At 46.2% G+C, this 14,537-nt stretch carries 10 protein-coding genes; 4 read left to right on the top strand and 6 right to left on the bottom strand.

What is annotated here, in order from left to right; all coding sequences use genetic code 11:
* Window positions 1–98 precede the first annotated feature (98 nt).
* The 4 genes from BacF7301_RS15495 (at window position 99) to BacF7301_RS15480 (ending at window position 4,409) form a co-directional block, all read left to right on the top strand.
* Window positions 99–2,108, top strand: coding sequence for a transketolase family protein (locus tag BacF7301_RS15495; protein ID WP_167964171.1), 2,010 nt, complete (start codon window positions 99–101; stop codon window positions 2,106–2,108).
* Window positions 2,108–2,542 (top strand): ribose 5-phosphate isomerase B, encoded by a 435-nt coding sequence (rpiB, locus tag BacF7301_RS15490; protein WP_167964169.1) that lies wholly within the window; start codon window positions 2,108–2,110, stop codon window positions 2,540–2,542. Before BacF7301_RS15495 ends, rpiB begins: the two co-directional genes overlap by 1 nt.
* Window positions 2,543–2,675: 133 nt before the next feature.
* On the top strand, window positions 2,676–3,695 hold the full coding sequence (locus BacF7301_RS15485; protein WP_167964167.1) for a uroporphyrinogen decarboxylase family protein: 1,020 nt from the start codon (window positions 2,676–2,678) through the stop codon (window positions 3,693–3,695).
* A 27-nt stretch (window positions 3,696–3,722) separates the two neighbouring features.
* On the top strand, window positions 3,723–4,409 hold the full coding sequence (locus BacF7301_RS15480; RefSeq protein WP_167964165.1) for a vitamin B12 dependent-methionine synthase activation domain-containing protein: 687 nt from the start codon (window positions 3,723–3,725) through the stop codon (window positions 4,407–4,409).
* A gap of 30 nt (window positions 4,410–4,439) precedes the next feature.
* Here the strand turns inward: BacF7301_RS15480 and BacF7301_RS15475 are convergent, their stop codons facing one another.
* The 6 genes from BacF7301_RS15475 to BacF7301_RS15450 form a co-directional block, all read right to left on the bottom strand.
* Entirely contained in the window at window positions 4,440–6,011 is a 1,572-nt protein-coding gene (locus BacF7301_RS15475; protein WP_167964163.1) for a sodium:solute symporter, read from the bottom strand.
* A 132-nt stretch (window positions 6,012–6,143) separates the two neighbouring features.
* Window positions 6,144–7,946, bottom strand: a complete 1,803-nt coding sequence (locus BacF7301_RS15470; protein ID WP_167964161.1) for a corrinoid protein — start codon at window positions 7,944–7,946, stop codon at window positions 6,144–6,146.
* 27 nt (window positions 7,947–7,973) lie between these two features.
* A complete protein-coding gene (locus tag BacF7301_RS15465) occupies window positions 7,974–10,220 on the bottom strand; it encodes a glycoside hydrolase family 31 protein (protein ID WP_167964159.1) in 2,247 nt (748 codons plus the stop codon).
* Between the two features lie 3 nt (window positions 10,221–10,223).
* The gene (locus BacF7301_RS15460) at window positions 10,224–12,128 is read right to left on the bottom strand and encodes a right-handed parallel beta-helix repeat-containing protein (RefSeq protein ID WP_167964157.1); all 1,905 of its coding nucleotides are present in this window, start codon (window positions 12,126–12,128) and stop codon (window positions 10,224–10,226) included.
* Window positions 12,129–12,239: 111 nt separating this feature from the next.
* The gene (locus BacF7301_RS15455) at window positions 12,240–12,719 is read right to left on the bottom strand and encodes a DUF456 domain-containing protein (protein WP_167964155.1); all 480 of its coding nucleotides are present in this window, start codon (window positions 12,717–12,719) and stop codon (window positions 12,240–12,242) included.
* 12 nt (window positions 12,720–12,731) lie between these two features.
* Window positions 12,732–14,486: an AAA family ATPase gene (locus tag BacF7301_RS15450; protein WP_167967218.1), complete on the bottom strand. Its 1,755-nt coding sequence runs from the start codon at window positions 14,484–14,486 to the stop codon at window positions 12,732–12,734.
* Window positions 14,487–14,537: the final 51 nt, after the last annotated feature.

Here is a 14,537-nt window from a genome sequence, read left to right as displayed (position 1 = left end):
AAATGGTAATAAAAAAGATGGCACTTTTGGATTGTTAAATCCACATAAAGAGTTATCTTTGCCGGAAATCTGACAGAAATCAATTAAATTTTAATGATATGAACGATAACAAACTTATGAATCGTGCAGCGGATAACATCCGTATTCTTGCTGCTTCAATGGTTGAAAAAGCCAATTCCGGTCATCCGGGTGGTGCCATGGGTGGTGCTGACTTTGTAAATGTACTCTTTTCTGAGTTTCTAGTATACGACCCCGAGAATCCCCGTTGGGAAGGACGCGACCGCTTCTTCCTCGATCCAGGGCATATGTCTCCGATGCTTTATTCTACGCTGGCACTGACAGGAAAATTCACTTTGGATGAACTGAAAGAATTCCGCCAATGGGGAAGCCCTACTCCGGGACATCCCGAAGTAGACATCATGCGCGGCATTGAAAACACTTCCGGCCCGCTGGGACAGGGACATACTTTCGCCGTAGGTGCCGCTATTGCCGCCAAATTCCTGAAAGCCCGTTTCGACGAGGTGATGAACCAGACAATCTATGCTTACATCTCCGACGGTGGTATCCAGGAAGAAATCTCCCAAGGTTCCGGACGTATTGCCGGCGCACTGGGACTGGACAACCTGATTATGTTCTATGACTCCAACGACATTCAGCTTTCTACTGAAACGAAAGATGTGACCGTTGAAGACACAGCCATGAAATATGAAGCATGGGGATGGAAAGTAATCAGCATCAACGGTAATGACCCTGACGAAATCCGTGCTGCCATCAAGGAAGCACAGGCTGAAAAAGAACGCCCGACACTGATTATCGGTAAGACCGTAATGGGTAAAGGCGCACGCAAGGCAGACGGCAGCAGCTATGAAGCCAACTGTGCTACTCACGGCGCTCCGCTCGGTGGCGACGCTTACGTAAATACAATCAACAACCTGGGCGGTGACCCTACCAACCCGTTCGTAATCTTCCCGGAAGTAGCCGAACTGTATGCAAAACGTGCAGAAGAACTGAAGAAAATCGTAGCTGAAAGATACGCAGTAAAAGCCGCATGGGCAAAAGCCAATCCGGAACTGGCTGCCAAACTGGAAGCTTTCTTCTCCGGCAAAGCTCCGAAAGTGGACTGGGCTGCTATCGAACAGAAAGCAGGCAGCGCAACCCGTGCCGCATCCGCCACTGTATTGGGCGCACTTGCTACCCAAGTAGAAAACATGATTGTTGCCTCTGCCGACCTTTCCAACTCCGACAAGACTGACGGCTTCCTGAAGAAAACCCATTCTTTCAAGAAAGGTGATTTCAGCGGAGCATTCTTCCAGGCTGGTGTATCCGAGTTGTCAATGGCTTGTATCTGTATCGGTATGTCACTTCACGGTGGTGTTATCGCTGCTTGCGGTACATTCTTCGTATTCTCCGACTATATGAAACCTGCCGTACGTATGGCTGCGCTGATGGAACAACCCGTAAAATTCATCTGGACGCACGATGCATTCCGTGTAGGTGAAGACGGTCCTACTCACGAACCGGTAGAACAGGAAGCACAAATCCGCCTGATGGAGAAACTGAAAAACCATAAGGGACACAACTCTATGTTGGTACTTCGCCCGGCTGATGTGGAAGAAACAACCATCGCATGGAAACTTGCCATGGAAAATATGTCCACTCCGACCGGCTTGATTTTCTCCCGTCAGAATATCGCCAACCTTCCGGCAGGAACCGATTACGAACAAGCAGCCAAAGGTGCTTATATCGTAGCAGGTTCTGACGAAAACCCCGATGTTATTTTGGTAGCTTCCGGCTCTGAAGTCGCTACTTTGGTGGCCGGCACAGAACTGCTTCGCAAAGATGGCGTAAAGGTACGTATCGTATCCGCTCCATCCGAAGGCCTGTTCCGCAGCCAGCCTAAAGAATATCAGGAAGCGATTCTTCCGTCAGACGCAAAAATCTTCGGTATGACTGCCGGCTTGCCTGTCACTCTTCAAGGTCTGGTAGGTTGCCACGGTAAGGTTTGGGGATTGGAATCTTTCGGTTTCTCCGCTCCTTACACAGTATTGGACGAGAAACTTGGATTTACAGCCGAGAACGTATATAACCAAGTAAAAGCAATGCTCTAATGAAAACAATCGGATTAGCATGCGACCATGCCGGCTTTGAACTGAAAGAATATGTTCGCGGCTGGCTGGAAGCAAAAGGCTGGGCTTACAAAGACTTCGGAACAAACTCTACCGCAAGCGTAGACTATCCGGACTATGCCCATCCGCTTGCCCTCGCAGTGGAATCGGGCGAATGTTATCCCGGTATCGCTATCTGTGGCAGCGGAAACGGAATCAATATGACGCTGAACAAGCATCAGGGAATTCGTGCCGCACTCTGCTGGAACGCAGAAATCGCACACTTGGCCCGTCAGCACAATGACGCCAATATTCTGGTGATGCCGGGACGCTTTATCAGCACTGAAGAAGCGGACATGATTTTGACAGAGTTCTTCTCTACACAGTTTGAAGGCGGACGCCATCAGAACCGTATTGATAAGATTCCGGTAAAATAAAGCCTGAAGATAAATCAAACAGATATGAAGCTGTTCTTCTTTTTGAAGGGCAGCTTTATTTTTATACCTGTTTCAAGATTACAAAAGAGAGACAATATCGTCTTTATATAAGACGAACCAAAAAAAAGAAATTATGGGCAAACTGAATATGAAAGAATGGATTAGCCAGGCGGTTCAAAGTAAAGAAACGCTTGCTATTCCTATCATGACACATCCGGGTATCGAATTTATCAGAAAAACAGTGCATGACGCAGTGACAAACGGACAAGTTCATTATGAAGCGATAAAAGCTCTTTGTGATAAATATCCTGCCGCAGCGGCAACTGTTATCATGGATTTGACAGTAGAAGCGGAAGCCTTCGGAGCAGAAATAATCTTTCCTGAAAATGAAGTTCCCAGTGTGTCCGGTCGTTTGCTGGCAGACGAAGATGCGATTGAAAGGCTGGAGATTCCGGCATTAAATAAAGGAAGAATCCCAGAGTATCTGAAAGCGAACATGCTGGCCGCCAAAAATATCACCGACCGCCCTGTGTTTGCGGGTTGCATCGGCCCCTACTCACTGGCAGGACGTTTGTATGACATGTCGGAAATCATGATGCTGATTTATATCAATCCTGAAGCAGCTAATACGTTACTGAGAAAATGCAGTGATTTCATTACCCGTTATTGCATGGCTTTGAAAGCAACCGGAGTAAACGGGGTAGTAATGGCGGAACCTGCTGCCGGATTATTGTCCAATGAAGATTGCCTGCAATATTCTTCCTTGTTTGTCAAGGAAATAGTAGAAAAAGTGCAGGATGACAACTTCACCGTGGTACTTCATAACTGCGGAAACACGGGAAACTGTACGCAAGCTATGGTTTATACCGGCGCGGCGGCCTATCATTTCGGGAACAAGGTTAAGATGGAAGAAGCCTTGAAGGAAGTTCCTTCCGATGCCCTTGCAATGGGTAATTTAGACCCCGTAAGTCTTTTCAAGATGGCAGGGCCGGAAGAGATGAAGCAGGCAACACTGCAATTACTGGAAACCACCCGTGAATATCCGAACTTCGTATTGTCAAGCGGTTGCGATATACCACCCCATACGCCATTAGCGAATATAGATGCATTTTATTCAGCATTGGAAGAATTCAACAAATCCCGGATTCAATAATTATATCCGGTTAATGCTACATAATTAATGCTTGAACAAGAGCTTACTTATAAAGATTTACAAATCCCATCGTCCGAAATCTACGAGGCGATGGGATATAAAGATTCTATGCCTGACCAAATGGTTATAGAAGAAACCGACGCTTTACAACAACGCGTCACTCCCCTTCTCCATCCCCGTTTCTTCTTTTTCATTACTGACGGGACACTTGATGTATCAAAAGAGACACTTACCGTAGAAGATACAGTATTTTCTATCGGCAAAACCATTGCACGCCAATTACGAGGTTCGGAATCTTATGCTTTCTTTGTCGCAACTGCCGGAACTGAATTTGAGGAGTTCCAGCACGTCCTTCAAAAAGAAGACGATATGGTGAAAGTTTATATAGCGGACTCATTAGGAAGCATCATAGCGGAAAAGACAGCAGATTACATGGAAAAGGAGTTGGCGGAATTTATGAAAGATAAAGGTTGGAAGCATACCAACCGATACAGTCCCGGTTATTGTGGCTGGCACGTATCGGAACAACAGAAGCTATTCTCCTTATTTCCGGATGGCTCACCATGTGGTATCCGGTTGACAGATTCCAGTCTGATGGTTCCTATCAAATCTGTGAGCGGTGTTATTGGAATAGGTTCCAATGTCCGCAAGCAGGAATATACTTGCGGACTGTGTACCTATGAAAATTGTTTTCGTAAAAGAAAACATAACTAGCATTTTCCATTCTTAGCTGGAGAGTTTCTGCTAGTGACCATTGAAGAAGACATAAAGTCCAATCATTGTCACTATAAGCAATCCCCACATGACAAGCACTATCCGTGCAGGCTTTTCTTCAATCTTTTCCATATTCAATATCCCCAGTTGAGGAGTTTTATCCAACAAGCTGACCACTATCATACCGATACCGATGAATACAAACAAGTAGAAAGACAACAACATAAAATGCGGCCATGCTGTGTACTCTTCCGCCGGAAACACCCATAGATACAGAACTCCCACTCCGATACTAAAAACGGTTCCCAACGTCAAAGCCATATTAGCAGCCAAAGTAGTCGTGCGTTTCCAAAATACGCCGAAGAGGAATACCGCTGCCATCGGCGGAGCTATAAATCCCAATACAGACTGGAAAACATTAAACAGGTTCAGGCCTTTGATGCTGTCAATAGCTATCGTTATAATGACAGATACCAATGCCCCGACTACTGTAACTACTTGACCAACCCTGATTATCTCTTTCTGTTTTGCCTGAGGTCTGATTTTCTTCACATAGATATCCATAGTGAACACCGTACTCAATGCATTCAGAGCAGAACCGATGGTACTAACCAGCGCTGCCGTCAATACAGCCAATACCAGACCGACCATGCCTACCGGAAACAAATGGGTAACCATCGTCATATAAGCCTCATCCGGATTTTCCAGTTGAGGGAAAAGAGCCAGGCAGATAATACCGGGAAGAATGTAAAGAGGTACGTCCAATATTTTCAGCCATCCGGTAAAGTTCGTTCCCGCCTGACCTTCTTTCAGGCTTTTGGCTGCCAGAACAGGCTGTACCATTGACTGGTCTGTACACCAAAACCAGACTCCCATCACAGGATACCCCAGAATAATAGGCAACCATGGAAAGGCGGGGTCGTCATTCGAACGGAAAAGATTCCAGTAGTCTGCCGGAACCGCATCCACCAATGCTCCTACACCGCCTACCTTATAGATTCCCATGATAGCCAATGTCGCTGATACCACAATTAACAATATCATTTGATAGACATTCGTATATGCCACCGCTTTCAAGCCGCCCAACATCGTAAAGAAGGCGGAAATGACAAGTAACAACAATGCCGACTGCCACATAGGAATATCAAATACCTGGCGAATCAGAACTCCACCGGCAAACAACGTCAGTGCCAGCCATGAAATAAGAATCGTGACAATAGTGTACCACGCCAATATATTACGGGTAGACTGCCCGAAACGTTTTCCCATAAACTCGGGCAACGTCGTGACACGGCTCCCCAAATACCGGGGAGCGAAGACAAAGGCAAGCAGACAGATAAAGACAAATGCATACCAGGCATAATTACCCGAAACGATGCCGGTAGTAAATCCGGCACTTGCGGATGCAATCAACATGGATGGCCCTACATTTGTCCCCCACATGGAGAATCCGATGTGATACCACCTCAACGAGTTTTCCGCAAGGAAAAGACTGCTTCCTTTTTTTCGTTTCGAACTTGCCCATATACCAATGGCTATCAGAATCAGGAAGTAAGCAATCAGAATACCCCAGTCTAATGTATCTAAGAATTTCACGTGCATAATTCAAGTATTAAATAAGTAACGTAAATTTAAATCTAATTTTCTTTTAGGCGCGGATTACACGGATTTCACGGTTTTAAGAGGCTACGCAATTAAGAGCCGTGTTAATCCGTGTAATCCGTGCCTTTTCTTCTATTTTTTATTCCCTATCAGTTCTTTGGCAACTGCCACGGCTGTATTGGCATTATCACTATATCCGTCCGCTCCAATTTCATCCGCAAATCCCTGGCTCACGGGTGCTCCGCCAATCATGACTTTCACTTGTTCACGAATCCCGGCATCTTCCAATGCCTGAATAACGTCTTTCATGTAAGTCATGGTAGTAGTTAATAAAGCGCTCATGCATAATATATCGGCATGGTTCTCTTTCACAGCTTCCACAAACTTGTCACAGGTCACATCAATGCCGATGTTGATTACTTCAAATCCACAACCTTCGAGCATGGAAGCCACTAGATTCTTACCAATATCATGCAAATCACCTTTCACCGTACCAATCACTATTTTGCCGATTGTGGTCGAAGCACTGCCAGCCAGCAACGGTTTCAGCAGTTCCAAAGCACCTTTCATGGCACGTCCCGCCATCAATAGTTGGGGAACAAAAGCTTTCCCATCCTGGAAACGTTGCCCTACTTCACCCATCGCCTTTATCATATAGTTATTGATAATCTCCTGAGGAACTGCTCCGTCGGCAATAGCCTGCTTGGTGACTTCCACCGCAGGTTCCAACTTTCCGGCAACGATTGCTTCATACAGAGGTTTCAGTTTATCCTCTTCTTCGTGTTGTTCTTCTTTTATACAAATGCTCTCCTGCCCGATAGCTAAACCTGTATCCGGTTGAGATTCATTGGTGACAGCAGATGCGGAAGAACCTGTATATTCTTCTATAATCCGCATTGCCTGTTCCACTTCCTTTTCATTATGGAAGTCCATCTCCAAGTGTACACCGTCCGCTCCGATAGTATCCAATAAAGGTTTCAGTTCATCCAATGTCACCCAACAAGCCATCACGCTCTTTCCGCCTGCCAGTATCTTCTTGTATAAATCGTACCATTTCGGAGAGCCCCCTTGCGGTTCACCCACACCGGGAGTCCATTGGATAGCGTTCAGTTCTTCTATTTCAAGCAAGGCAGGCAGATGATGCATGGCTCCTACTCCGTCCAAGTGATAAAGAGTATAGTCAATCTTCTGACATTGCTCACGGATGAACGGTTGTACAAACCGACGGTAGTCATCCTGGCTAATCATGGTCGAAATATCACTTTGCAGCTTGCTCATCTTTCCGGGAGCCCACGATGAGAAATAACAGAAAGCCATCTCGTCCCCCTCACGGATAATATCGTACAATTCATCAAACACTTTGAAATAGATGTCGTTGATTTGCTGCATCTGCTGTTCGAGAATTTCGGGTTGCATTACCGTATCCAGCAATACTTTATCTGTTCCTTTCAATGCCGCCAGGACATCCAGCCCTTCCATCAAGTCGGGCATACCCACAAAGTAGTTGTCATTGGCCTTCGCCTTGCAGGCTTTCAGAAGTTCTTTGTGAAGAATCCAGTTCGGATGCTCGGGATTGAAAATGATTTCATCAGTAAAGTCCGGGTCGGGATGAATCCAGATAGTATCTTCTCCCCCTTCAAAAACACCGCCCAGGATAGCTGCCAAAGAACCGGGGCCCAGTTGGGTATTTGCCACTGGAAGGATATCCGCCATCAAGCTGCTGTGTGCCACATACCAGTCTAAGTATTCCGCTCTCCATTGAGGGTCGAACCACTTCTGCGACAAATCCTTTGCCGGTACGGGCGGTGCAATCTCGGCATGCGGCTGCACTCCTTCCTGGAAGTGCTCCCACATATTGAGAATGATTCCTTTATGATTCCACCAGTTTATATAACGTTGTTTTGTTTCTTCCAAATTAGTTTTCCATGTTTTCATACTCTGCCATTTTTTATTTATTCTATTTTATCTATTCCAGAATCCCTTGTAATTCCTGTCAATGTGTAGGGATATGCTCTTGCTTAAATCCATTTCGTCCGTGCAGTCCACGTCTTCCGGATATATCGGTAGTTCGGCATCCTCACGTACATATACCGGCATTTCTTCCAACGGCACATATACATCTTTCAACCAGCATGCTCCTTCCAGACGTTCGCCCGTAAAGAAGTTCACCCATTTGCCTTCGGGAAGATAGACATCTCTTCGGTTCTCACTATTCATCACCGGAGCGACCAGAAAGTCATTGCCAAAGTAATACTCGTCATCTATATGCCAGCAGAGCTTATCTTCCGGGTGATGCAGGATAAGCGCCTGCAACAATGGATAGCCACTTTCTATGGCAATCCTGCTCTGTTCCACGATATATGGAATCAGCGAATAGCGTAACTTCCACCATTTCTTCACCAACGGGGCAATTGCCGGATAATGCCAGGGCTCGCGTTTGTTGGTTCCGTGATAACGGATATGTGACGTGAATACACCGAATTGCGTCCAACGCATATATACATCGTCCGCTACGATTGAATTCATAAAATTGGGCAATGTATGGAAACCGGGAACATCATGGCTCCAAAAAGCAAAGCCCGACAGTCCGAAATGCAGCCCGCCTTTGAGAGAACCCGCCATTCCGTCCCATGAACTGCACGAATCGCCACCCCAATGCAAAGGATACCGCTGACATCCCGCCCATGCGGCACGTGCCCATACAATGCCATCACCAGTCACTTCTTTCGTTATTTCGTATGCGGCTTTCTGATAGAGCAAAGCATAGAGGTTATTCAGCAATTCCGGTTTCATGCCTTTGTAAAGAGCGTCCATATGGATATTCTCACCGAAATCGGTTTTGATACAGGTCACTCCCATGTCCAAAAGCTGTTTCAATAATCCTTTGTACCATTCGGTTGCTTTCGGATAGGTGAAGTCGATAGTTCCTGCATAATCCAAGGCGGAGAAATTGGAGCCGTCCGTATCCTGCTGTTTCGTCAGCGGGGCGATATAGTCATTCGCTTTCGCTTCGTCAATCTGTTCCGCATTTTCCGCCACATAAGGAAGTTGCCACAAGGAGACACGATAACCATTCCTTTTTATTCGTTGAATGAAACCTTTCGGGTCAGGGAAGCGTTCCTCATTGAATTTCCATTCACAAAGCCAGTCGGTTCTGAACCATCCGGTATCCAGGTGGATTACATCACAAGGATAATGTTCGGCACGCATACGGTCGCATATTTCATTTACTTCATCGGCACTGAAATAAGTCATACGGCTCATCCATACGCCGAAACTCCACAAGGGCGGCATAGACGGATAACCGGTCAGGTCACGGTAGCCGCGAAGAATCTCTTCCATCGTATCTCCGGCTATCACAAATGCATCCAGCAATGCCTGGTCACTCATGAATTGGACGGAACGGGTGGAATGTCCTGCCAGTGAAAGTTTGCTATGGGCACACGTATGATAAAACGTTCCGTACATACGGCTGGATAAGTAGAAAGGTATATTCTTATAAGTACGACGGTTATTCACTCCTTGTCCGTCCTGATTCTTCAGAAAAAGAGTCTGTCCACTTAAATCCATCTTGAAGAAACGTTCGCCCGTACCGGCAAAACATTCATCGGGTTTACATTCGAAAGAAAGGGTTGCACGTTCTTTCCGTCCATCGCGTTTGCAGAAGCCCACAGGCAGCGCATCATAACGAGGGGGTGAGAAATGGTCGTACCCCGCCAGACGGACTTCACGTTTTCCGTCAGGATACAAAGTTATATCCAGTGTTTCCTGCGGGTCGGGCAATAATTCACTCCATCGGTCCAATACTGGTTCTTCTACATTGATGACGACACGTTTGATTCCGTCTTCCGTCGAAAGAATCCATTTGCCTTTCCGCTCTTGTATCAACAAAGGCACTTTCCGAATCCTGCTACTGAATTGCAGCATTTCCGACCGGTCTGTCAACTCATACTCACCGAATCCGATAAATAAACGGGTGATGCCTATATTATACTGACGTATGATTAATGTGTATTCTTCCCGGGATACGGCGGTATCCGCCATCATATCATTAGCCAACTGCTGTTTCTGAAAAGGAACTGTTACATAAATATCTCCATCCTTTTCGTAAACGGCTGTCGGTCTGTACGCTTTCCAAAGCGATTCATCCCTCGACAGTTCGGTATCGAAATCAAGGAAATCAAATAAATGGTAATTTGTGGGTTTCATCTATTATCTATTTTTAGTTTTTATACGTCCTGCGCTGTTCTTTATGCTATCTGCCACTTGAGGGCCGTTATTCTTCCATACATTATTCTTTCCGGGGCGGTTGGAGTCGAAACGTTCCGTCGGACACCAGTTGTTTTCCATTGTATATCCGTCCGTCGCCTCATCCAGATAAATATAAAATGCTCGGTCATTCGTAGCGTATGGTGCTTCAATCAAATGTTCTATCCGGTTATTCCGCATGACGGAACCCGGCTGGTTGGACAACGTATAAAGTCCGCCAGCATCATAAAGCCGACGGGCAAAATGATGGACATAATTCCCTTCGATGCGGTTATTCCGCATGACGCTTTCCGAAGATGTCCATCCCCAGCCGACACAAATCCCCGAATAATTAAGATGGCAGACTTCATTATGAGAAATATCAATGTCCCTGACATACCCGGCACCGATACCGACGCATCCCCAATCCTCATTGGTAACATTGCTTATGAGGTTATTCCTAACAGAAATATTCGTGCATAACTCCCGCTCATTGGAAGGAACAAAAGGAATATGTGTCTCGAACCCGCCGTCAGGAAAAGCCCCCATCAACAGGGCTGTACCACCAATATCCGTAAAGTGGCAATCTTCAACGGCAGATGCAGTGACCGCCCATTCATAATCCAGTCCGGTAGAAGCCAGATTCCGAAACGTACAATGACGGAAATCAATATATTCGGCACCTTTCACCCGTATCGCCGTTTCGGGACGGGCAATCCATGCCTGATTCTCCAGTTCCGCCTTTTCCGGCAGTCCCGGCTCATGCAGTTTATAGGCATCCAGTAAAGGAAATCCACCTTGCAAAGTGACATGTCCCTGGTAAGAAGGGCGCATCCAGGAAGTATGTGCAAAAGTGATTCCTTCAAACCGTACATGTTTTACTGGACGTTCCAACGTGCCGTCTACCGTCATTAAAGTTTCCAAGGCAGGAATAATGACTTCCGCCGTTTCCATAGTATCTTCCGGTCGCGGATAATAGTATATCGTGCCGGAAGGATATTCCTGGAACCATTCACCGGGTTCGTCCAGTAACTCCAATGCATTGGTAAGGCAGAATGATGAGTTACCTTTCTCTCCACTCTCTCCGTTCTTCCCACCGATTATGGGTTGCGGCCAGGGGTGGGCAAATTCCAAATGACTTTCGGGGTCGTGAAAACGAATGACGGACTGCCCGCCTTTCACATCTATACTTTTCACCCGCAAGATGGCAATCGCCCAACGCTGATGAACAATCATTTCCAATTGCCCGGCATCTTGCAGACCAATTATATCTTGTAGCTTTCGGGAATTATCCGTATAAGAAGTGGGAATAGTTATCGTTTGCTCTTTCGGATTAAAATCAATCATCCGTTCCATCATCCCTTCCGGGAATTGTGATGCCCGTTGAGCCTTGTTACCGTTCACCCAAAGCTGCCGGGTTTCTACCCTTCTGTTTCCTACCATCGGGGCTTTGGCAGTCCATATCTTCCGTCTCAAATCTTCGGGAATCCTTGAATCGTCGCATCCTTGCCGCCAACCGGTAACTGCGATTCCACCACTAATCACGGGATTCGCATCATCCCCCACGGCACAAATTACAGTGGGAGAATCGGGCGTACCGCTATCTTCCGGTCTGATAAATAAAGGAGTATATCGGGAATACACACCGTTTTCCAACCGTATATAAATCCCACCTGCAACTTCCGGACGTTTGAGCCGTCGCCACTCACGAGCCTGTTTTACCGCACGGTCTAATGTATAAAAAGGAGCTTTCCTCGTTCCGGGATTCTTATCACTTCCACGGGGAGAAACATAAATCTCTCCCGCAAAAAGAGTAGAAAACAGACCAAAGAAAGAACTAAGGATAAGATAAATAAAAGTCTTTTTCATGTACTATCTCAATGTGCTATTTCAATAAAGACGAACGCACATTGATTTAGTACTCTATTTCAGTACAATAGATATACTATATAGACGAATGTTTTACAACATTAAATTGATTTACCGGACGAGTCCGACTATAAACTGATAGCAGAAATAACCGCAGACAACAAACTTCAGCAAAGTGCCGAGGATGAATCCGAGCAATGAGCCGAACCCGGACTTGAGTGCCTGGGAAAACTCCTTATTCCCTAATAACTCACCAATCACAGCACCGAGAAAGGGGCCGAGAATGATTCCCCAAGGCAAGAAAAGAAGTCCGACCAGCGTTCCGATGATACATCCCCAGTTTCCCCATTTGCTGCCGCCGCTATACTTACTGCCAAGCATCGGCGTGAAGTAATCCAATACCTGCAATACAGCTACAATCAATAACCATACGATTAATTGCGTCGTGGTATATTGCACTTTATCCGTGAAATGGAGAATCACCAGTCCCAGGTAAGCAATAGGTGGTCCCGGAAGAAACGGAAGAATACAACCGGCCAATCCGGCTAGCATACAAAGACCACTTATTATAATCAGAATGACGTCCAGCATAATCTATTTATTTTAAGAGAGTATTTCTTCACACACCCTCATCTCCATACCTTTATATACCACAACGATTTTGTGCAATATGGTGGTACCGACAGCACGTTTCACCGTATCGGTATCGGCATAGCGATTCGCCTGAGCAATACCTTCCGTCCGCAATTCATCCACGCGGCTTTCGGGGTCGCGATACTTGGCGTATTTCAGTTCGATGATGTAGCTGTGCCTCATATCGGGATAGATGTCCAGCAACGGGGAGAGGAAGATGTCGACATATCCCGCCTGCGTATCTGCCTCGGAAATGGGGCGATAGAAGCGGTTCTGTGCTGTCATCGCCAAGGTAAAGCCGTGAACGAAGAACTCGCCCTTCTGCTTGTCGCGCTGCGAGGCGTAACGCTGCAGGCAGGCAGCGATATAATCGAAGTAGGATTGCCAGGCACCGTCATAAGCCAAACTAGAGGCAAGTTCGCTTTTCTCATAACTGCTGAAACTCAAGTCGGCCTCATTATACGTATTCAGCAGATAGGTATAAAGTTGTTCCTGCACCACCTGATTGGGGATAGTAAGTTTGGTCTTTCCCTTATGCATGCCACTGATGGTAAGCATACCGAAATAGTAGAGCAGGCTCACGAAGTTGTCGGGATCCACAATGTTGACGGCTGGGAATCCTTCTTTCAGTTCACCGGTAATGTACCCCTGGCTCACCAAGGTCTGTATGATAGAGGCGTCGTGGGCGAACTCCTTGTCCTTGCGGATGAGCATGCGCAACTTTTCGTAGTCGATGCGGATATTGCTTTCTATCATATTTCTCGGCACTTCACCATACCGGATATAATTCTTGACGAAATAAAGCACCATATTAGAGTTATACAGGGTAGTCTCTCCATAACATCTCTGCGCAAAGCAATAGTTGTCATACCAAGGCTTCATCAGTTCTATCAGTTCGTCGATAGTGTGGTGGAAAGTAGCGGTAGTGGAATAGTAGGTCAGCATTTCGCGCACTTCCTCTTCCGTGAATCCCATCAATTGGTTGAAATCGGGTGTGAGGGAGTAGTTGGTGCCGATGTTGAATCCGCTGGTCAGATCGTCCATCGTCACAGGGCTGACGCCGGTGATGAAGCAGCGCTTGATACTGGAATAGGTTCCGGCCTTCACCTTGTTGAAGAAGGCGCGCAGGTAACCTTCTTTGTGCGTCTCTTCGGTGTATCGGTACAGGCTTTCGGCATCAGAAAGTATGGCGTTGGTGAAGTGGTCGTACTCGTCGATGAAGAGATACATTTGCTGGCCGGCACGGGCACATGCCTGATAAAGAAAATCCAGCTGCTCCACCGCACCTCTTGCCTCACGCAACCCTTCCAAGGTATCTTGCGGCAAGTAGTCGGCATATATCTTGCAGAAATTTTCGAAAGTGATGCCGCAATGCGAGTCCAGCCCTTTGCGGTAATTGTGCAGTTCGCCATCAATGCCGGAAAAATTGAGATACAATACCAGATAACTGTTACGATCTTGCGTAGGATGTTTTCCTATATAAAGGTCACCAAACAAATCATCAAACAAATCTTTTGTATGCACATCATAATAATGTTGCAGCATATTCAGCGTCAGGCTCTTGCCGAAGCGGCGGGGACGGATGAAAAAGAAGAAACGATCCGATTGCTCAATTAGTGGGATAAACGATGTCTTGTCCACATAATAATAATTATCGAGACGAATATCCTTGAAGTTCATCATGCCGTATGGCAGCAACTTTCTGTCTGATGATATATAATCCATAAATCGTTCCATATCAATACATGTTGAATTAGTGAAAACAAAGATACATCC

The organism is Bacteroides faecium (assembly GCF_012113595.1).
GTDB classification, from domain to species: domain Bacteria; phylum Bacteroidota; class Bacteroidia; order Bacteroidales; family Bacteroidaceae; genus Bacteroides; species Bacteroides faecium.
The sequence above is the reverse complement of the archived record's forward strand: the minus strand, read 5'-3'. Positions and strand labels throughout refer to the sequence as shown.